We start from the raw sequence: 20,097 nt of genomic DNA on the forward strand, positions 1-20,097 counted from the left end.
AAGTCTTCGAAGCCACCGACCGGGTCCCGTAAAGGTATAAAGAGAACCCGGAGGTCAACACCCGACAGCGCGTGGCGCCCTCGGGTGGTTTTTGGCTTTGCGCCTTGTTTTCTGCGCGAAGGAACCCACGTTTCCGGCGAGTTGATCGCCACCGGAAACCAGAAGGAAGTGAGAATGTTCGAGAGCCTCCAGGACCGCCTTGGTTCCATATTGAATGGACTGACCGGCCGCGGCGCATTGTCGGAAGCCGATGTTTCCGCTGCGCTCCGCGAGGTTCGCCGTGCGCTGCTCGAAGCCGACGTCGCGCTCGACGTCGTGCGCTCCTTCACCGAAAAGGTTCGTGAAAAGGCCGTCGGCGCCGAGATCCTGAAGTCGATCAAGCCCGGCCAGATGGTCGTCAAGATCGTCCATGACCAGCTCGTCGAGATGCTCGGGTCCGAGGGCGTCACCATCGACCTCAATGCGCCGGCGCCCGTCGTCATCATGATGGTCGGTCTGCAGGGCTCGGGTAAGACGACGACCACCGGCAAGATCGCCAGCCGGATGAAGACACGGGACAAGAAGAAGGTCCTGATGGCTTCGCTCGACACGCGTCGTCCGGCAGCCCAGGAACAGCTTCGCCAGCTCGGCGTACAGACCGGCGTCGACACGCTGCCTGTTATCGCCGGCCAGTCGCCGACCGATATCGCCGCGCGCGCCGTCCAGGCTGCCAAGCTCGGCGGTCACGACGTCGTTATCCTCGACACCGCCGGCCGTACCCATATCGACGAGCCGCTGATGATCGAGATGGCGGAGATCAAGCGGAAGTCCAATCCGCATGAAATCCTGCTCGTCGCCGACGCGCTGACCGGTCAGGACGCCGTCAACCTCGCTCGCAACTTCGACGAACGCGTCGGCATCACCGGCCTGGTGCTTACCCGTATGGACGGCGATGGCCGTGGCGGTGCGGCGCTGTCGATGCGCGCGGTCACCGGCAAGCCGATCAAGCTCATCGGTGTCGGCGAAAAGATGGGCGAACTCGAAGAGTTCCATCCCCGCCGCGTCGCCGACCGTATTCTCGGCATGGGCGATATTGTCTCGCTCGTCGAGAAGGCGGCCGAGAACATTGACGCCGAGAAGGCGGCCGCCATGGCCGCCAAGATGGCCAAGGGCAAGTTCGACCTGAACGACCTCGCCGACCAGCTCGGCCAGATGCAGAAGATGGGTGGCATGGGCGGTATCATGGGCCTGATGCCCGGCATGGCCGGCATGAAGGACAAGATGGCCGCCGCCGGCCTCGACGACAGCCTGTTCAAGCGCCAGCTCGCCATCATCTCGTCGATGACCAAGGCCGAGCGCGCCAACCCGGACCTGCTCAAGCATTCGCGCAAGAAGCGCATCGCCGCCGGTTCCGGCACGGATGCCGCCGACATCAACAAGCTTCTGAAGATGCACCGCCAGATGGCGGACATGATGAAGATGATGGGCGGCAAGGGCAAAGGCGGCATGATGAAGCAGATGATGGGCGGCCTTGCCAACAAGATGGGCCTTGGCGGCCTCGGTGGCGGCGGCATGCCCGATCTGTCGAAGCTCGACCCGAAGCAGCTCGAAGCCCTGCAGAAGCAGGCGGAAGCGGCCGGTCTGAAGCCGGGCGGCATGCCTGGCCTTGGCGGTGGTGGTTTGCCTGGCCTCGGCGGCGCCAAGCTTCCGGGTCTCGGTGGCGGCTTCCCCGGCCTTCCCGGCCTGCCGAAGAAGAAGTGAGGATCGCTAAGACATGATTGATCCCGAAATCAAAAAGGAATTGGCGGGTTACCGGCAGTCGATCGACAACATCGATGCCGCGCTCGTCCACATGCTGGCTGAACGCTTCCGCTGCACCCAGGCAGTCGGCGTGCTGAAAGCCAAGCACGAACTGCCGCCGGCCGACCCGGCGCGCGAAGAATACCAGATCGAACGCCTGCGCCGTCTGGCCAAGGATGCCAATCTGGATCCGGATTTCGCCGAGAAGTTCCTGAACTTCATCATCAAGGAAGTCATCCGGCATCATGAAGCCATCGCCGCCGATCGCTCGCATTCCGCGGGCACCGCCGGCACAAACCATTCCGCTTGAACGAAGCGGTCAAGAAAGCCTGCAAGGAGTTACTCAAATGGCACTGAAAATTCGTCTCGCCCGTGGCGGTTCCAAGAAGCGTCCTTACTACCAGATCGTCGTTGCCGACGCCCGCAGCCCGCGTGACGGCCGCTTCCTCGAGAAGATCGGCTCGTGGAACCCGATGCTCGGCAAGGACGACGAAAAGCGCGTCGAGCTCGACGCCGAGCGCGTCAACCACTGGATCGCCCAGGGCGCCCAGCCGACCGACCGCGTTCTGCGCTTCCTCGACCAGGCTGGCCTCGCAAAGCGTCCGGCTCGCAGCAACCCGACCAAGGGCGTCCCGGGCAAGAAGGCCCAGGAGCGCGCTGCTGAAGCCAAGCAGAAGGCTGAAGACGCCGCTGCTGCTGCTGCTGAATAAGAGCCTGCGAACGGTCTGGAGAGTGATCGGCGGACATCTGCCGACGCACCTTTCCGGCTGGCCGTGACTTAAGGAAACGGGTGGCATTTCCATGCCGCCCGTTTTCCGTTATGTGCACCGAGATATACCGAAACGGACGCGGACGATGAGCAAACTCGAAAACCCGGTTCTGATGGCGACGATCGGCGCGGCGCAGGGCCTGCGCGGCGAGGTCAGGGTCAAGTCCTTTACCGATGATCCGACCGCGCTCGGAGAGTATGGCAATCTGCACAGCGCCGACGGCCGTGTGTTCGAGGTGTTGGAAATCCGCGAGGCGAAGAACGTCGTTATCGTGCGTTTTCGCGGCGTCAACGATCGCAACGCTGCCGAGGCGCTCAACGGCCTCGATCTGTTCATCGAGCGCGACAACCTGCACGATGACGATCTCGACGAGGACGAGTTCTTCTATGCCGATCTCGAAGGTCTGGAAGCGATCGACGGCAATGGCACGAGCTACGGCAAGGTCAGTGGCGTCTTCGATTTCGGCGCTGGCGACCTGCTCGAGCTGAAGGGGCCGGGCCGACGTCCGGTGCTGATCCCCTTTACCGAATGGTCGGTGCTGGAGATCGACCTGGAAGCCGGGCGCCTGTTGGTCGATCCGGTGGCTGCCGGCCTTTCGGACGACAAGGACCAGGATCCGGGCAGCCCGTTTTCCGCAAAGCGCAAGTGAGCACTGCGGCAATGACGTTTCGTGCCACCATCCTGACGCTCTATCCTGAAATGTTTCCGGGCCATCTCGGCGCCTCGCTTTCCGGCAAGGCGCTGGAGCGTGGCCAATGGTCGATCGAGCCGGTGCAGATCCGCGATTTCGCCGAGGACAAACACCGCACCGTCGACGACACGCCGGCCGGCGGTGGCGCCGGCATGGTGCTCAAAGCCGATGTGCTCGCGCGCGCGATCGATCGCGTGTCGGAGAATGACGACCGGCCGCGATTGCTGATGAGCCCGCGCGGCCAACCGCTGACACAGGCGCGAGTGCGTGAACTCGCCGCCGGCCCCGGCGTCGTCATCGTCTGCGGCCGCTTCGAAGGCGTCGACCAGCGGGTGATCGATGCCCGCCGCCTCGAGGAAGTTTCCATAGGCGACTATATTCTTTCGGGCGGCGAACCGGCGGCTCTGACGGTGCTCGATGCCGTTGTGCGCATCCTGCCGGGTGTCATGGGCAACGAGCTTTCCGGCGTGCACGAGAGCTTCGAAGGCGGGCTGCTGGAGCACCCGCATTATACCCGGCCGCAGGTCTTCGAAGGCCGCGAAATCCCGGCGGTGCTGACCTCGGGCAATCACGGCGCCATTGCCAAATGGCGTGAAGCGGAGGCGCGTCGGCTGACCGCCGAGCGCCGGCCCGATCTTCTTGATCAGCCCGTGAAGAAATAATAGGCGGCCAGCAGCAGGCCGACGGCGACGACCAGCGCGCGGATGACCGCCTGCGGCACGCGTCTTGCCGCCCAGACGCCGCTATAGCCGCCAAGGGCGGCTCCCGGCACCATGATCGCCGCATGCAGCCAGGAGACGACCCCACCGGCGGCAAAGACGACGATGGCAATCGCGGCAATCACGATCGAGATGAAGTTCTTCAGCGCATTCAGCCTGTGATAGCCGCCGCCGGTCGCCAGCCCCAGCACCGCCAGCATCATGATGCCCATGCCGGCGCCGAAGAAGCCGCCATAAATGGAGGTGACGAACTGGGCGCCGATGCCGACCGGATTGATCGCATGCTCGTCGACGCGGGCCTTGGGCTTCAGGAGCGGCCCGGCAGCGAAGACCGCCGTTGCCGCCAGCAGCAGCCAGGGCACAAGCGCGCGGAAGGAGGCATTGGAGAGCGAGATGAGCAGCAGCGCGCCGCCCAGACCGCCAAGTGCGGAGATGACGCCGAGCAGGATCGCATAGCGCCTGTCGGCGCGGATCTCCTTGGCATAGGCGAGTGCCGAGGTGATGTAGCCTGGAAACTGGATGATCGACGAGGTCGCGTTGGCGACGATCGGCGAGAGCCCGCCAAGCGTCATCGCTCCGAAGGTCAGGAACGTTCCGCCGCCGGCGATGGCATTGACGACGCCGGACAGGAAGCCGGCCGCAAACAGCATGAGTATTTCGAAGATGTTCATGGTCTCCCCCGACCCCTCATGCTCGGGATAGCCGGTGGTTGTTACGGCCGCAAGTCCGTTGCATCGGACAATCGCACCGGGTGTGTTTGCGCATTTTCTGATAAATTCGGCTTTCCAGGCGCGGATGCCTTAGAAATTACGGCCTTCAGGGATGACAAGGCAGTGTGATTGGTGTATGTGCCGCCCCGGTTCGGGTTTCATGCCCGTCGACCAAAACAAAGAATGGCGAATCCGCTCCTGCCGTAACCGGCAAGACCTGAAGGCTGGTCCGACAGGTTCATCGAGAGCGCTCTGGCTGTTTCAGAAGAACTTGAAAGGTTAGACCGATGAACATCATCCAGCAGCTGGAAGCCGAACAGGCCGCCAAGATTGCCGCCAAGCGCACGCTCCCGGAATTCTCCGCAGGCGACACGCTGCGCGTCAACGTCCGCGTTGTCGAAGGCAACCGTACCCGCGTTCAGGCCTATGAAGGCGTTTGCATCGCTCGTTCGGGCGGCGGCATCAACGAAAGCTTCACCGTTCGCAAGATCTCCTACGGCGAAGGCGTCGAGCGCGTATTCCCGGTTTACTCGCCGCTCGTCGAGAGCGTTGAAGTGGTTCGCCGCGGTAAGGTCCGTCGCGCCAAGCTCTACTACCTGCGCGACCGTCGCGGCAAGTCGGCTCGTATCGTCGAGAACACCGGCACGCGCGCCCGCAAGCTGAACGAAGCCGAGCGTCAGGCGATTGCCGAGGAAAAGGCACGCATCGAGGCTGAAAAGGTTGCAGCAGCTCAGGCGCTCGCCGCCGAGAAGGCCGCAGCCGAAGCCGCCGAAGCAAAGGCAGCAGCGGAAGCCGCAGCAGAATAAGTTTTCAATCCTTTCGGATTGTTGGAAAGGCGGCCTCGGCCGCCTTTCTTTTTTGGTACTATCCGCTTGTCTTTCCGTCTGAATTTGTGACATTTTCCGCTGCCACAATTTTCGGGAGCCCTCCAATGACAATCCGTCGCCACGTGCTTGCGGGCATCGCAGCTGCACTTGCCGTTCCTTTCGCATTCTCTGCACCGGCTGTTGCCAGCGAGCTGCCCGACCTCGGCGGCAAGACGGTTGTCGTCGTCACGGAGAACGCCTACCCGCCGCTGCAGTTCGTCGATCCGAAGTCGGGCGAAGCCAAGGGCTGGGAATACGACGCCATGAACGAGATCGCCAAGCGGTTGAATTTCAAGGTCGAATACCAGAACACCAGCTGGGACGCGATGATCCAGGCGGTGCATGACGGCCAGTACCAGATCGGCATGACCGGCATCACCATCAAGGACGACCGCAAGGAAAAGGTCGACTTCTCGGATCCCTATATGCGTTCGCAGCAGTTCATGCTGGTGCGCAGCGACGAGACCCGCTTCAACGATGGTAAGAGCTTCGGCGCCTTTGCCGACGGCCTCGTCGGCGCGCAGCCGGGCACCTCGCCGTTCTACACCGCCGTCTACGAAATGCTTGACGGCAACGAGCAGAACCCGCGCATCAAGCTGTTCGAGACCTTCGGCGCGACCGTTCAGGCTCTGAAGGCCGGCGACGTCGACGTGGTCCTGACCGATAGCGTCGCCGCCAAGGGCTATGTCGATTCCTCCGAGGGCAAGCTCAAGGTCGTCGGTGGGCCGCTCGGCACCGAGGATTTCGGCTTCATCTTCCCGAAGGGCTCGGATCTCGTGGCTCCGGTCAACGCCGCGATCAAGGCGCTGAAGGAAGACGGTACCTTCGACGCCCTCGATAAGAAGTGGTTCCTCGAATACAAGATGGGCGGCTGATAGCAGGCTATGGCCGCTCCACAATCTTCAGACATGTCCGGCAAGGGCGACTATCCCTGGTGGTTGGTCGCCCTTGTTGTGATCGCTGTGTCGCTCGCCGCCGTGATCATCAGCAATGACATCTTCTCGGAAGTTTTCACCGTCGTCTTCAAGGGCCTTGGCGTCACCGTCTTCGTGACCCTCATGGGCTTCGTGCTGGCGACGACGCTCGGCCTCGGCATCGCGCTGATGGCGCTCTCAGAGCATTCGTCGCTTCGGCAGATCGCCCGCTTCTATACGGAAGTCATCCGCGGCGTGCCGATCCTGGTGCTTCTGTTCTATATCGCCTTCGTCGGCGCGCCGGGGCTCGTCGTCGCGGCCAATTTCATCTCAGCACCGCTGATCAGCGCCGGCTGGATGGAGCCGGTGGTCGTGCGTGACATCTCCTTGATGTGGAGGGCGATCCTGGCGCTGATGATCGGCTATTCGGCCTTCATCGCCGAAGTGTTCCGTGCCGGCATCCTCTCGGTCGACAAGGGGCAGGTCGAAGCCGCCAAGGCGCTCGGGCTTTCGCGCTACCAGCGCTTTCGCCTCGTCGTCTTTCCGCAGGCGATCCGCGTGATCCTGCCGCCGCTCGGCAACGACTTTATCGCCATGGTCAAGGATTCATCGCTCGTCTCGGTGCTCGGCGTTGCCGACATCACGCAGATGGGCAAGGTCTATGCCTCCGGCTCCTTCCGCTTCTTCGAGACCTATTCGATCGTTGCCTATGTCTATCTCGTGCTGACCATCGGTCTGTCGCTGGGATTGCGGGGGCTGGAGCGGCGGCTGAGGCGCGCGGAGCAACGCTGAGTCCGTTTCCAGCAATTGCCGAGCTGTCAGAAAATTGATATGAACACGGCCATGGAATCCAAATTCGGATGTAGCGAGCAGAAAATCGTCGTGCTGCAGGACCACAAGCGTCTGCCGGCACGCTTCTTTGCGCGCGTCCACGGGGCGCTTACAAGCCGCCTATCCTGATCTCCCGATCAGTGCTTCCGGCCGCCTTGCCGCCGGCTTTCCTACCTTTTTTGAAAACTCGATGGATATACCGCCATGAGCGCACCGCGTACCCTCTATGACAAGATCTGGGACGATCACCTGGTCAACGAACAGGACGACGGCACCTGTCTTCTCTACATCGACCGTCACCTCGTTCACGAAGTGACGAGTCCGCAGGCCTTCGAAGGTCTGCGCATGGCCGGCCGCCAGGTCCGCGCGCCGGAAAAGACGCTCGCTGTCGTCGACCATAACGTTCCGACCTCGGCCGACCGCCACCTCGGCATCAAGAACGAGGAAAGCCGCATCCAGGTCGAGGCGCTCGCCAGGAACGCTGCCGACTTCGGCGTCGAGTACTACTCAGAAAACGACAAGCGCCAGGGCATCGTGCACATCGTCGGCCCGGAGCAGGGCTTCACCCTGCCGGGCATGACGATCGTCTGCGGCGACAGCCACACCTCGACGCACGGCGCCTTCGGTTCGCTGGCCCACGGCATCGGCACGTCGGAAGTCGAGCACGTGCTCGCCACCCAGACGCTGATCCAGAAGAAGGCGAAGAACATGCTGGTGCGCGTCGACGGCCAGCTGCCGCCGGGCGTTACCGCCAAGGACATCATTCTTGCCATCATCGGCGAGATCGGCACTGCCGGCGGCACCGGCCACGTCATCGAATTTGCCGGCGAAGCCATCCGCTCGCTGTCGATGGAAGGCCGCATGACCATCTGCAACATGACGATCGAAGGTGGCGCCCGCGCCGGCCTGATCGCGCCTGACGAAACGACGTTCGACTACATCAAGGACAAGCCGCGCGCTCCGAAGGGCAAGGCCTGGGACATGGCGCTCGACTACTGGAAGACGCTGCACACGGACGAGGGCGCGCACTACGATCGCGTCGTCGTGCTCGATGCCGCCAACCTGCCGCCGATCGTCTCCTGGGGCTCGTCGCCGGAAGACGTCATCTCGGTTCAGGGCATCGTTCCCAATCCGGACGAGATCCAGGAAGAGAACAAGCGGGCCTCCAAGTGGCGCGCGCTCGACTACATGGGCCTGAAGCCGGGCACGAAGATCACCGACATTGCCGTCGATCGCGTCTTCATCGGCTCGTGCACCAACGGCCGCATCGAGGATCTCCGGGCCGTGGCCGAGGTCGTCGAAGGCCGCAAGGTCGCCTCGACCGTTTCGGCGATGATCGTTCCGGGCTCCGGCCTCGTGAAGGAACAGGCCGAGGCCGAAGGTCTCGACAAGATATTCAAGGAAGCCGGTTTCGACTGGCGTGAGCCGGGCTGCTCCATGTGCCTGGCGATGAACGACGACCGGCTGAAGCCGGGCGAGCGCTGCGCCTCCACCTCGAACCGCAACTTCGAAGGCCGTCAGGGCTTCAAGGGTCGCACGCATCTGGTCTCGCCGGCCATGGCGGCAGCGGCTGCGGTCGCCGGTCATTTCGTCGATATCCGCGAATGGAAATAAGCCGGACTTGAGCTTGTCCGGCGTTGATGGCCGCCCTTCGGGGCGGCCTTTTTTATTTGGCGCTCTTCCCACCCGTGCGCCGGAAATGCGCTAAGCTATCTGGCGGAGGCATCTTGGGAGAAGGATGGGATGAGCGACGATCTGCCTGTTCAGCGCTACCGTCTGCTGCTGTTGCGCCACGCCAAGTCCGCTTGGCCGGATGGCGTCGCCGACATCAACCGGCCGCTCGGCGAGCGCGGCCGCAAGGCGGCGCCACTGATGGGGGGCTACATGGCGCGGCATGCGCTCGTGCCGGATCTCGCCCTCGTCTCGACGGCGAAACGGGCGCAGGAGACCTGGAAGCTGGTATCTGCCGCCCTCCCGCCCGGCATCTCGGTCGAAAACACCCGGGCGATCTACGAGGTGGACGCCGCCCAGATCCTCAGTGTCCTTCGTGCAACCGACCCGGCCATCAGGACGCTGCTGATCGTCGGCCACAATCCCGGCATGGAGGACCTGGCGCACGAGCTCGTCGGCTCCGGCGATGCGGATCTGCGCATGCGCATGGCGGACAAGTTTCCGACGGCCGCCCTTGCCGTCCTTGAATTCGAAGCGGCGGGTTGGCGCGAACTTTTGTCCGGCGGCGCCACGCTCGCGCGCTTCGTGACGCCGCGTTCGCTCGATTGAGCCGACCGGACGTCGAGGTCAGATTACCTTCACGACGGTGCCGCGGCGCATATGCGGGATCAGCCGGCGCATCGCCGGCAGGCTGACGGCGACGCAGCCCTGCGTCGGCTCGTAGCCCGGCCGGATCAGGTGAAAGAAGATCGCCGAACCGGCATTTCGCCGGCGCGCGAGAAGGTTCCAGTCCATCACCAGGCAGATGTCGTAGAGCCCGTCGTCTCGCATCAGTTCCTCATGGCTCGGCGTGAAGGGCGCCTTGACCGGGCGATTGTAGAGCGCGTGGCGCGCCGCGTCGCACCACAGCATGCCCGTGCGCGTCGCCCGGGTCGGCAGCGGCGTCGGCGGCAGGAGGAGCCGGTCGCGCCTGACATAGCCGCCGATCAGCTTCATCGCGGCGCGTGGCGTGGCGCCGTCGCCCTCACGCTTCAGGCTGGTGATGCCGCTTCGCCCGATGGCGGCGTGCTCGACGCGGCCGTCGAACGAAACGAGCGCCCGCTTGCGATCGCGCGGTGCGGCGCGCACGGTGATGACAGATTTGGCTGGTCTTCTTCCCGACGTTTTCTTGCGCATCATTCTCACGGATTTTTGCTTTGCCCGTGATTTGGGGGGCACCATAAGCACGGTTACGGATATAAAGACGTGGCAACGCTGGTTCGCTTGCCAACACAGGCATTTGAGCTAGTTTGAAAACGGAAGCAAACAGGAATTGTCCCATGGCGACCCGTACCATTCTTCTTGTCGATGACGACAATGACCTGCGCGAGACCCTGGTCGAGCAGCTGTCGCTCTACGAGGAATTCGACCTCATCCAGGAAGCGACTGCCGGCAAGGGCATCCAGACGGCGCGGGCGCAGCAGGTGGATCTGTTGATCATGGATGTCGGCCTGCCGGATATGGACGGCCGCGAAGCGGTGAAGCTGCTGCGCAAGGGCGGCTTCAAGGCGCCGATCATCATGCTGACCGGCCACGATACCGATTCCGATACGATCCTCGGGCTTGAGGCCGGCGCCAACGATTATGTGACGAAGCCATTCCGTTTCGCCGTGCTGCTCGCCCGCATCCGCGCGCAGCTGCGCCAGCACGAGCAGAGCGAGGACGCGACCTTCAGCGTCGGGCCCTATACGTTCAAGCCCAGCCAGAAGCTGCTGACGCTCGAAAACGGCCAGAAGATCCGGCTGACCGAGAAGGAAGCGGCGATCATCCGCTATCTCTACCGCGCCGACCAGAAGGTAGTGACGCGCGACGTGCTCTTGGAAGAAGTCTGGGGCTACAATTCCGGCGTGACCACCCACACGCTCGAAACCCACGTCTATCGTCTGCGCCAGAAAATCGAGCGGGACCCTTCCAATGCCGAGATTTTGGTGACAGAGAACGGCGGCTACAAGATCGTTCCGTAGCCGGGGTGCGCAGGGTGGAAAACCGCTTCTCGCGCGTTCTCCGTAGACTGCTGTTTGCATGGGTTGCGTGCGCGATCCGGTCTAGGCCGGCACCAACGTGACTGTGGGAGGTTAGCCGCTTGGCGCTCAACGACGATATCGTGCTTCTGTCCAACGTGCCGCTGTTTGCCGATATCAGCGAGGACAAGCTGAGGCTGATCGCCTTCGGCGCGGAACGACGCCGCATCTTCAAGGGACAGGAGCTGTTTCGAGAGGGCGCGCCGGCCGATTGCGCCTATGCGATCGCCAGCGGCAGCCTGTCCCTGTCGAAGGTCGGTGTCGACGGTGCCGAGACGGCGGTGTCGACGGTCAGCCGCGGGGCGCTTCTGTCGGAGCTGGCGCTGATCTCGATGGTCGAGCGCAAGTTCACGGCGACGGCCGAGGAAGACAGCGAAGTCATTCGCATCAATCGGCCGCTCTTCCGCCGCATGCTGGAGGAATATCCCGAAGTGGCCGAGCTCGTCGAAGCGCGCATCCGCGAAAACCTGCAGGCGATGATCCGCCGGGCCGGCGCGCTCGCCGGCCGTTTTGCCTGAACCGCGCTCCGGTTTCCCGTTACCACCGATACTTCAGCGAACCGAGCACCGTGCGGCCCTGGCCGAAATAGCAATAGCCATCGGTGCAGACCTCTTCGCGGCGGTCGCCGAGATTGGTGGCGCTGACGGCGAGCGACAATCCGTCGAGTTCGGGGTTGTTGACGCCGAAGTCATAGGCGATCGAGGCGTCGAAATAGACGGCGCCACCGTTCTTGGCGGTGTTGGCATCGGATGTGTAGGAGCTTGACGCCAGCCGCACGCCGCCGCCGAGGCTCAGGCCCGCAAGCTGCGTGTCTTCGGGCAGGAGATAGTTCACCCACAGCGATGCGACATGGCGCGGCTTCGTCGACGGCAGGTTGCCGATCAGCGACGGATCGACGTTTCCGGTGATTTCGGCGTCGTTATAGTTATAGGCGGCGATGAAGCTCAGGCCGTTGTCGAACTCCCGGCGCCCTTCCACCTCGAAACCGTTGGTCGTCACCTCGCCGGCCGACTTGTAGTAGTAGCCGACGGGAAGGGACGGGTCGGACACATATTGCGGCGCGCCGCTTTCGACGATCCGGTAATAGGCCGCGCTCAGCGAATAGGCCTCGCCTTCCGGCTGGTACTTCACGCCCAGTTCGACCTGCTCGCCGGTCGTCGGATCGAGCACGCGGCCGTCGGCTGAAAGCTCGGTACGCGGCACGAAGGAGGTGCTGTAGCTGGCATAGGGCGCAATGCCGTTGTCGAAGAGGTAGAGCAGGCCCGCCTGTCCGGTGAGTTCGCCATCGTCCTTGCGATCGACAGCGCCGGTGTTCTTGTCGGTGCTGGTCTGGTCGATCCAGTCGTAGCGAAGACCGCCGACGGCGCGCCAGTTGCCGAATTCCAGCTGATCCTGGACATAGATGCCGGTCTGACGCAGATCCCGCCCGCTGAAGCTGGTCAGGGCTGGCGTCGGACCGCCGACGCCGAAGGTCGGGTTGTTGAGATCGAAGCGATAGGCCGGATCGACGGCGCCGAAGCCGAGGCCGAAGTCGGAGGTGATCCAGGTGTAATCGAGGCCGGTCAGCAGTGTGTGCGAGACCGCACCGGTGTCGAAGGCGGCTTCGAGCTGGTTGTCGATCTGGTAGGCGCGCTGGTCGTCCTTGATGGCGACGGGCGAACGGTCGAACACGCCGGGCGCCACCTCTGTCCCGAATTGTAGGTAACGGGCCTTCAAATCCAGATCGCTGACGCGGCCGTGCTGGCGAAAGGTCAGGCCGTTGTCGAATTCGTGCTCGAACTTGTAACCCATCTGGACCTGGCCGACCTTCTGGTAGTCGTAGTCCGGGTCACTGTAGCGCAGCAACCGGCCGTCATGCTCGAGCACGCGCGGGCTGGCGTCGCTTTCGCCCTTCTGCCCGAGGCCGTAGACGGTCAGCGACGTGCCTTCGTCCGGCTTCCAGGTGAAGGAGGGCTGCAGCAGGTAACGGTCGTCGGCAACATCGTAATTGGTCTCGCCGTTTCGCAGAAGCCCGACGATGCGGTAGAGGACGTCGCCCTCGGCCGTTACCGGCCCACCGACATCGAAGGCGGCCTGGGCGCGGCCGATCGTGCCGTATTGCAGCTCGACCTCGCGGTGGGTCTCCTCTTCAGGCATCTTCGAGATGCGGTTGACGATACCACCGACGCCGGCAGCACCATACATGACCGAGACCGGACCTTTCAGGATCTCGATCCGCTCGAGGCCGTAGACCTCCGTCGGGAAGGTGCCGTAATTCATGTAGGGCTGGCGCAGGCCGTCACGGAAATCGCCGGTCGTCGTCGTCTCGAAACCGCGGATATAGATCTGGTCGAAGCGCGGATCGAAGCCGAAAGCGCCGGTGGTGACGCCGGCGGCATAGCGCGTTGCCTGGATCATGTCCTGCACGCCGCGCTCTTCAAGCTCCTTGCGCGTGACGACCGAGACGGAGCGGGGCGTTTCGATCAGCGGCGTGTCGGTCTTCAGCGCCGAGACGTTGCGTGTCGGCACGATCGTGTCGTTGTCCTCGGCGATCGTCGCAGCCGCCTTGCCGGCCGTCGCTTCGATCTTTTCCAGCCGGGTGGTCTTCTGGCTTTCGGCCGATTGCGCATGGGTCGCTGTCGGCGAAAGGATCACGGCGACGACGCCTACGGTCAGAACTGTGGTTGCGGAGAGCGTGCGGCGCGAGGCGCGCAGGAAGGTGATCGGCAAGGTCTTCGACATGTCTGGCCCTCTTGCGGGCGCACGAAAACCTTCCGGCAAAAGCCAGAGCAAAGCACCCGAATATCAGTGAAAATGGCAGCCAAGTGGCTGCCGGAGGCGGTGTCCCCGCCGCCCGACAAGAGGGATAGTCCGTTTGGAAATGCGCATCAAGAAAAATATGATTCTTTTAGTCATGTTTTTCTTGATGGAGCGGTGGCCGCCGGAGGCGCGTGCCGCCGCCCGGAAAATGATGTCCTAGATGTCGAAGTGCGCGATGACGGGCACGTGGTCGGAGGGGCGCTCCCAGCCGCGGGCTTCGCGCAGGATATCGACGTTCTTGAGCGCCGGTGCGAGGTCGGCGGACGACCAGATATGGTCGAGCCGGCGGCCACGGTCGGCAGCTTCCCAGTCCTTCGCCCGGTAGCTCCACCAGGTGTAGAGCTTGGTTGGGGATGGCGCGTGCTGGCGCATCAGGTCGACCCAGCCGCCGCCGTTCATGACCGTGGTCAGGCCTTCGGTCTCGATCGGCGTATGGCTGACGATCTTCAGGAGCTGCTTGTGCGACCAGACGTCGTGTTCCAGCGGCGCGATATTGAGGTCACCGACGAGGATCGAGGAAATGCCGGCTTCGGCTTCCGCGTGCAGCAGCTTCATCTCCTCGACGAAATCGAGCTTGTGGCCGAATTTCGGGTTGATGCTGCGGTCCGGCTCGTCGCCGCCGGCCGGCACGTAGAAATTATGCAGCCGGATCTTCTTGCCGCCGGCCTCGAAGACGACCGAGAGGTGGCGGGCGTCGCCGACGCCGCAATAGTCGCGCCGGTCGCTAAGCTCATGCAGCGGCAGGCGCGAGATCGTCGCCACGCCGTGATAGCCCTTCTGGCCGTGCATCTCGATATGATTGTAGCCGAGCGCCTTCAAAGGTTTGGAGGGAAACTGGTCGTTCGGGCACTTGGTTTCCTGCAGGCAGAGGATATCGGGCTGCCAGGTCTTCAAGAGATGCTCGACCAGCGGCATGCGCAGGCGAACGGAGTTGATGTTCCAAGTGGCGACGGAAAGGGCCATGCGTCATTCCCTGATCGGCTGGGGCCGGACGCTTGTGAAGGGAAGGCCGGCTCGGGATGGATGTTTGACCCGAGCTTTAAGCAGGTCCGGCGCGCCGGGACAAGGAATGGAGGGGAGGCAAGGCATGAAAAAAGGCCGCACCACTGGAGGGCGGCCTCATCTCGACAAATCCAGCGATTGAGGTTGCTCAGCCGCCCTTCTTGTTGCGGACCTCGTCATAGGGGATCTGGAAGACCTTGTCGTCCAGCGCCATGCCGGTCTGGACGTTGAAGATCATCACCGAGGTGTCCTTCTTCTGCGCGTCGGTGATTGTCCACTGGCGCAGGTCGTAGGTCTTCGGGTCGAACATCATGGTGATGGTCGAATCGCCGAAGATCGAGCGGTCGCCGAGCACGATGGTGATGAGATCGGACTCTTCCTTGACGCCACGCACCATCTTGCCGGTCAGGTCGATCCTTTCGCTCAGCAGCAGGTTCAGCGGTGTCTTCGACAGCGGATAGATGTCCCAGGTCTTCAGCTTCATGTTGCCGATGACGACGGACTTGCCGTCGGCGATGACGCGCATCGGCGAGGGGGCCTCATAGTTGAAGCGGATGCGGCCGGGACGGCGGATATAGAACTTGCCGCCGGTTTGCTCGCCGCGCGGGCCGAACTGCACGAATTCGCCAGCCATGGTCTTCACCGAGGAAAAATGGTCGGCGATCTTCTGGGCTGCGCTCGGGGCCTGCGCGAAGGCCTGGCCGAGATTGAGACCGGTGCCGCCGATGCCGCCAAGTGCTGCAAGCCCGCACACGAAGAGGCGGCGCGACATCACCGGGTGGTTGCGCTCGCCAGTCTTAGTCTCTGTCATCTCGGTCTCCTTCATTTACGAATCATCTGGAGCGCAAGTGCGGCGCCTTCAAGGCGCCATTTTCGAGCTTTTTCGCTCGCGCTCTCACATGACTGTTACCGGTTTGGCCGTTTGTGTGGGGCCTCTGCCCGCGTCCGCCGGGCGTCTTTTCTTTCAATGCCTTCGCTTGACGCGAATCTGCTGGAATCGCCTTGCCGTCGGCTGGTTTACTCTTCGGTCGGAACGAGGATCTCGCGCTTGCCGGCGTGGTTCGCCGGGCCGATGATGCCTTCCTGCTCCATGCGCTCGATCAGCGATGCGGCACGATTGTAACCGATTCCGAGGCGACGCTGCACGTAGGACGTGGAGGCCTTGCCGTCGCGCAGAACGACGGCGACCGCCTGGTCGTAGGGATCGTCGGAATCGGCGAGATTGGAGGTGCCGGCGGGGCCGCCGCCCTCGCCATCCTCGTCGTCATCCTCGGTGATGGCATCGAGATATTGCGGCACGCCTTGCGTCTTCAGATAGGCGACAACCTCTTCGACCTCGGTGTCGGAGACGAAGGGGCCGTGGACGCGCTGGATGCGGCCGCCACCGGCCATGTAGAGCATGTCGCCCATGCCGAGCAGCTGTTCGGCACCCTGTTCGCCGAGGATCGTGCGGCTGTCGATCTTCGAGGTCACCTGGAACGAGATGCGCGTCGGGAAGTTCGCCTTGATCGTGCCGGTGATGACGTCGACCGAGGGGCGCTGGGTCGCCATGATGACGTGGATGCCGGCGGCGCGAGCCATCTGCGCGAGTCGCTGCACGGCGCCTTCGATGTCCTTGCCGGCGACCATCATCAGGTCGGCCATTTCGTCGATGATGACGACGATGTAGGGCATCGGCGCCAGATCGAATTCTTCCGTCTCGTACATGGCTTCGCCGGTCTGGCGGTCGAAGCCTGTCTGCACCGTGCGGGTGATCTGTTCGCCCTTGGCAAGCGCCTGCTCGACGCGGCTGTTGAAGCCGTCGATGTTGCGCACGCCGATCTTCGACATCTTCTTGTAGCGCTCTTCCATCTCGCGCACCGTCCACTTCAGTGCGACGACCGCCTTCTTGGGGTCGGTCACGACAGGCGAAAGCAGGTGCGGGATGCCGTCATAGACGGAGAGTTCGAGCATCTTCGGGTCGATCATGATCAGGCGGCACTGATCCGGGCTCAGCCGATAGAGCAGCGACAGGATCATGGTGTTGATCGCGACCGATTTGCCCGAGCCGGTGGTACCGGCGACGAGCAGATGCGGCATCTTGGCGAGATCGGCAACGACGGGCTCGCCGCCGATCGTCTTGCCGAGCGCCATGGCAAGACGGGCCTTGGAGGTTTCGAAGTCGCGCGAGCCGATGAGTTCGCGCAGATAGACGGTTTCGCGCCTCTGGTTCGGCAGTTCGATGCCAATGGCATTGCGGCCGGGGACGACGGCGACGCGGGCCGCGATCGCGCTCATCGAGCGGGCGATATCGTCGGCAAGGCCGATGACGCGGGAGGACTTAATGCCGGGCGCCGGTTCCAGTTCGTAAAGCGTAACGACCGGGCCGGGGCGAACATGGATGATCTCGCCCTTGACGCCGAAGTCTTCGAGCACGCCTTCGAGCATGCGGGCGTTCTGCTCCAGCGCATCGGGCGAGAGCGAGGCGTCGCGGCTGACGTTCTTCGGCTCGGCGAGGAAATGCATCGGCGGCAGCGTGAAGTTGCCGTCGTTGTCTTCGACGAAGGAGCGCTGGGCTTCGCGTTCGATCCGCTGGCCGGTCTTCGGGCGAGGACCCGGCGTGACGACGCGCGAGCCGCCTTTGGGCAGGCCCTGCTTCGGCGGTGCCGCCTTCGGCGCCCAGTCGGCAGCCGGATCGTAGTCTTCGTCGTCGGGCAGAATGCCGGCGGGGCGGCGCTCGTCGATGTCGAAGGGCATGTCGTCATCCTCGTCGTCGGCCATGATCGGCGGCGGGGTGAGGATGCGGCGCTCGGAGCGGTCGAGCGAGGGCTCGATGCGGTCGCCGGCGGCCATCGGCTTCGGCCGGGCGGGCTCGTTCAGCGTGCCGAACTCGTCGTTGTTGAAATCGTAGGGCTCGTCGTACTGGCGCTTGGGCGTGGCGCGGGTGCCGCTCATGCCGAAGATGCGGCGCATGCGCGCGTGCATGGTGTAGCGCATATGGGCAAAGGAGCCCATCAGCAGGGTGAAGGGGCCTTCGCTGTCGTCCTCGTCCAGTTCGTCGCGCACGGTGCGCGCCTTGCTCGGCGTCGGCTCGGCGATTTCCTCTTCCTCCTCCTCGTCGCTGACACCGATCAGGCCGGCGCTATAGACCAGGCACCAGGCGGCGGGGACGGCGAAGATACAGGCAAGAATGGTCGCAAGCGTGCCGGTCGGGAAGGCGCCGGTAAAGAGCGCCGGGAAACGCAGGATCATGTCGCCGAAGACGCCGCCGAGGCCGTTGGGCAGCGGCCAGGTGATGGGGGCGGGAACGCAGCTGAGTGCTGCGCCGGCAAGCACGGAACCGACGAACCAGAGACCGAGGCGCTTGAAGACCTTGTCGAAACGTTTGCCGCCGATCAGCACCAGGGCCCAGGCGACGGCCGGCAGGAGGGCGACGACGCTGGCCAGCCCGAAGAACTGCATGAAGATGTCGGCAAAGGCAGCACCGGTGTAACCAAGCACGTTGGTCGGCGCTTGTGAGGTGGCGTAGGAGAAGCTTGGATCGGCGACATTCCACGTTGAGAGCGCTGCGACGGCCAGCGCCAATGCGCCGAACAGCGCAAAGCCCGCCAGCGACGCGATCTGTCGCCAAACGAAGGTGGTTAGCACGAACCGGTTGGAACGGCTGTCAAGCGCTGCCGGATTGCTTCTGCTCATGTTGCCTGCTGCCCGTCTCGATCTTCACGGCGCATTGCGCGCCATGGAATCAACCTAAGCGGTGCACGGTTAATGCGACATTAACCATGCGTAGTTGGCGCTAAAATAGCAGTCGCAGCCGGATCGATCGGCACGAAAAAGGCCCGGAGCTTCCGATCCGGGCCAAGAGCGATCCGCGTGGGGCGGATCGCGACGGGACTGTAGACGGCGCCGGACTGCCGGCGCCGCGATCCGCTTAGCTGTGGTATGCGGCTTCGCCGTGCGACGAGAGGTCGAGGCCCTCGCGTTCGGCTTCGACGGAGACGCGCAGGCCGACGATCGAGTCCACCAGCTTGTAGAGGATGACCGAGACGACGCCGCACCAGACGATGGTGATGGCAACCGCGGTCAGCTGGGTCATGAACTGGCCACCCATGGTGACGCCGTCGGCATAACCGATGCCGCCGAGCGACGAGGAGGCGAAGATGCCGGTCGCAAGCGCACCGAAGAAGCCGCCGACGCCGTGGACGCCGAAGACGTCTGCGGTGTCGTCATAGTGGAACTTGTTTTTCACGACCGAGACGAAGAAGTAGCAAAGCGGCGAGACGAGCACGCCCATGACGATCGCGCCCATCGGGCCGGCAATGCCGGCGGCCGGCGTGATGGCGACGAGGCCGGCGATCATGCCTGAGGCTGCACCCAGCATCGAGGCCTTGCCGCGGGTGATGGTTTCGACAACCGACCAGGAGAGGACTGCGGCTGCGGTTGCGAGGAAGGTGTTGACGGTTGCGAGAACCGCGCCGCCCGAGGCTTCGAGGTTGGAGCCGGCGTTGAAGCCGAACCAGCCGAACCAGAGCATGGCAGCACCGACCAGCGTCAGCGTCATCGAGTGCGGTGCCATCATGTCACGGCCGTAGCCGGTGCGCTTGCCGACCATGATCGCGCCGATCAGGCCCGCAACGCCGGCATTGATGTGAACGACGGTGCCGCCGGCAAAGTCGAGGGCACCCATGCCGAAGAGCAGGCCGTTGCTGTCCCAGACCATGTGGGCGATCGGGAAGTAGACGAAGGTGGCCCAGAGGATGGAGAAGAGCACCGCGGCCGAGAACTTGATGCGCTCGGCAAACGCGCCGACGATGAGCGCCGGCGTCAGCGCCGCGAAGGTCATCTGGAACAGCATGAAGATGTATTCCGGAATGACGACGCCTTCCGAGAAGGTTGCCGCCGTGCTCTCACCGGTGACGCCGGCAAGGAACATCTTGGCGAAGCCGCCGAAATAGGGGCTGGTCGAGCCGCCGAAGGCGAAGGAGTAGCCGTAGACGACCCAGACGATCATCATCGCCGCGCCGATCACGGTGCACTGCATCAGCACCGACAGCATGTTCTTGGCGCGTACGAGGCCGCCGTAGAAGAGTGCGAGGCCGGGGATCAGCATGAAGAAGACGAGAAGCGTCGAGAAGAACATGAAGGCGGTATCGGCCTTGTCCGGGACGGGCGCTGCGGCTGCTGCAGCCGGAGCTGCTTCCTGTGCGAAGGCGATGGCCGGCGCAAGCAAGGCGGCGCCGAGTGCGCCGAGGCGTCCAAGAGAGGTGGTAAGTTTGCTGGATGACATCGAGAAGTGCTCCCTGAAC

Annotated in this window: 19 protein-coding genes; 12 read left to right on the forward strand and 7 right to left on the reverse strand. The window is 63.5% G+C overall.

What is annotated here, in order from left to right; translation table 11 throughout:
* The first annotated feature begins 174 nt into the window (after positions 1-174).
* From ffh to trmD, 5 genes are all read left to right on the forward strand, one after another.
* The gene (ffh, locus tag M2267_RS21655; protein WP_034803123.1) at positions 175-1,740 is read left to right on the forward strand and encodes a signal recognition particle protein; all 1,566 of its coding nucleotides are present in this window, start codon (positions 175-177) and stop codon (positions 1,738-1,740) included.
* 13 nt (positions 1,741-1,753) lie between these two features.
* The gene (locus tag M2267_RS21660) at positions 1,754-2,089 is read left to right on the forward strand and encodes a chorismate mutase (RefSeq protein WP_192451027.1); all 336 of its coding nucleotides are present in this window, start codon (positions 1,754-1,756) and stop codon (positions 2,087-2,089) included.
* 37 nt (positions 2,090-2,126) lie between these two features.
* On the forward strand, positions 2,127-2,489 hold the full coding sequence (gene rpsP / locus M2267_RS21665; RefSeq protein WP_043625614.1) for a 30S ribosomal protein S16: 363 nt from the start codon (positions 2,127-2,129) through the stop codon (positions 2,487-2,489).
* A gap of 145 nt (positions 2,490-2,634) precedes the next feature.
* The gene (rimM, locus tag M2267_RS21670; protein ID WP_043625617.1) at positions 2,635-3,198 is read left to right on the forward strand and encodes a ribosome maturation factor RimM; all 564 of its coding nucleotides are present in this window, start codon (positions 2,635-2,637) and stop codon (positions 3,196-3,198) included.
* Between the two features lie 11 nt (positions 3,199-3,209).
* Positions 3,210-3,902 (forward strand): tRNA (guanosine(37)-N1)-methyltransferase TrmD, encoded by a 693-nt coding sequence (gene trmD, locus M2267_RS21675; RefSeq protein ID WP_429117037.1) that lies wholly within the window; start codon positions 3,210-3,212, stop codon positions 3,900-3,902.
* Here the strand turns inward: trmD and M2267_RS21680 are convergent.
* Positions 3,884-4,630, reverse strand: a complete 747-nt coding sequence (locus M2267_RS21680; protein ID WP_113553591.1) for a sulfite exporter TauE/SafE family protein — start codon at positions 4,628-4,630, stop codon at positions 3,884-3,886. The two genes, trmD and M2267_RS21680, sit on opposite strands and share 19 nt — an antisense overlap.
* Before the next feature lie 326 nt (positions 4,631-4,956).
* On the opposite strand from M2267_RS21680, the gene rplS reads away from it, so the two are divergent.
* From rplS to M2267_RS21705, 5 genes are all read left to right on the forward strand, one after another.
* Positions 4,957-5,475: a 50S ribosomal protein L19 gene (gene rplS, locus M2267_RS21685; RefSeq protein ID WP_043625625.1), complete on the forward strand. Its 519-nt coding sequence runs from the start codon at positions 4,957-4,959 to the stop codon at positions 5,473-5,475.
* Positions 5,476-5,600: 125 nt separating this feature from the next.
* A complete protein-coding gene (locus M2267_RS21690; RefSeq protein ID WP_327513308.1) occupies positions 5,601-6,410 on the forward strand; it encodes a basic amino acid ABC transporter substrate-binding protein in 810 nt (269 codons plus the stop codon).
* 9 nt (positions 6,411-6,419) lie between these two features.
* Entirely contained in the window at positions 6,420-7,241 is an 822-nt protein-coding gene (locus M2267_RS21695) for an amino acid ABC transporter permease (protein WP_429117042.1), read from the forward strand.
* A gap of 243 nt (positions 7,242-7,484) precedes the next feature.
* A complete protein-coding gene (gene leuC, locus M2267_RS21700) occupies positions 7,485-8,894 on the forward strand; it encodes a 3-isopropylmalate dehydratase large subunit (protein ID WP_043625634.1) in 1,410 nt (469 codons plus the stop codon).
* A gap of 129 nt (positions 8,895-9,023) precedes the next feature.
* The gene (locus tag M2267_RS21705) at positions 9,024-9,560 is read left to right on the forward strand and encodes a SixA phosphatase family protein (protein WP_429117045.1); all 537 of its coding nucleotides are present in this window, start codon (positions 9,024-9,026) and stop codon (positions 9,558-9,560) included.
* An 18-nt stretch (positions 9,561-9,578) separates the two neighbouring features.
* Here the strand turns inward: M2267_RS21705 and M2267_RS21710 are convergent, their stop codons facing one another.
* Entirely contained in the window at positions 9,579-10,127 is a 549-nt protein-coding gene (locus M2267_RS21710; protein WP_429117049.1) for a L,D-transpeptidase family protein, read from the reverse strand.
* Between the two features lie 143 nt (positions 10,128-10,270).
* Between M2267_RS21710 and M2267_RS21715 the strand changes: the two genes are divergently transcribed.
* Together M2267_RS21715 and M2267_RS21720 are read left to right on the forward strand one after the other, a co-directional pair.
* The gene (locus M2267_RS21715; RefSeq protein ID WP_034802783.1) at positions 10,271-10,954 is read left to right on the forward strand and encodes a response regulator transcription factor; all 684 of its coding nucleotides are present in this window, start codon (positions 10,271-10,273) and stop codon (positions 10,952-10,954) included.
* A 119-nt stretch (positions 10,955-11,073) separates the two neighbouring features.
* On the forward strand, positions 11,074-11,529 hold the full coding sequence (locus M2267_RS21720; protein WP_043625643.1) for a cyclic nucleotide-binding domain-containing protein: 456 nt from the start codon (positions 11,074-11,076) through the stop codon (positions 11,527-11,529).
* 19 nt (positions 11,530-11,548) lie between these two features.
* Here M2267_RS21720 and M2267_RS21725 read toward each other — a convergent pair whose 3' ends face one another.
* The 5 genes from M2267_RS21725 to M2267_RS21745 form a co-directional block, all read right to left on the reverse strand.
* The gene (locus tag M2267_RS21725) at positions 11,549-13,732 is read right to left on the reverse strand and encodes a TonB-dependent siderophore receptor (RefSeq protein ID WP_429117052.1); all 2,184 of its coding nucleotides are present in this window, start codon (positions 13,730-13,732) and stop codon (positions 11,549-11,551) included.
* A gap of 234 nt (positions 13,733-13,966) precedes the next feature.
* A complete protein-coding gene (locus tag M2267_RS21730) occupies positions 13,967-14,773 on the reverse strand; it encodes an exodeoxyribonuclease III (protein WP_043625649.1) in 807 nt (268 codons plus the stop codon).
* 187 nt (positions 14,774-14,960) lie between these two features.
* Positions 14,961-15,623 carry an outer membrane lipoprotein carrier protein LolA gene (locus M2267_RS21735; RefSeq protein ID WP_043625657.1) on the reverse strand — a complete coding sequence of 221 codons (663 nt, stop codon included), beginning with the start codon at positions 15,621-15,623 and terminating at the stop codon, positions 14,961-14,963.
* 206 nt (positions 15,624-15,829) lie between these two features.
* Positions 15,830-18,487, reverse strand: coding sequence for a DNA translocase FtsK 4TM domain-containing protein (locus M2267_RS21740; protein WP_429117056.1), 2,658 nt, complete (start codon positions 18,485-18,487; stop codon positions 15,830-15,832).
* Between the two features lie 235 nt (positions 18,488-18,722).
* Positions 18,723-20,078: an ammonium transporter gene (locus M2267_RS21745; protein WP_043624874.1), complete on the reverse strand. Its 1,356-nt coding sequence runs from the start codon at positions 20,076-20,078 to the stop codon at positions 18,723-18,725.
* Positions 20,079-20,097 lie beyond the last annotated feature (19 nt).

It is taken from the genome of Ensifer sp. KUDG1 (assembly GCF_050434285.1).
Lineage (GTDB): Bacteria > Pseudomonadota > Alphaproteobacteria > Rhizobiales > Rhizobiaceae > Ensifer.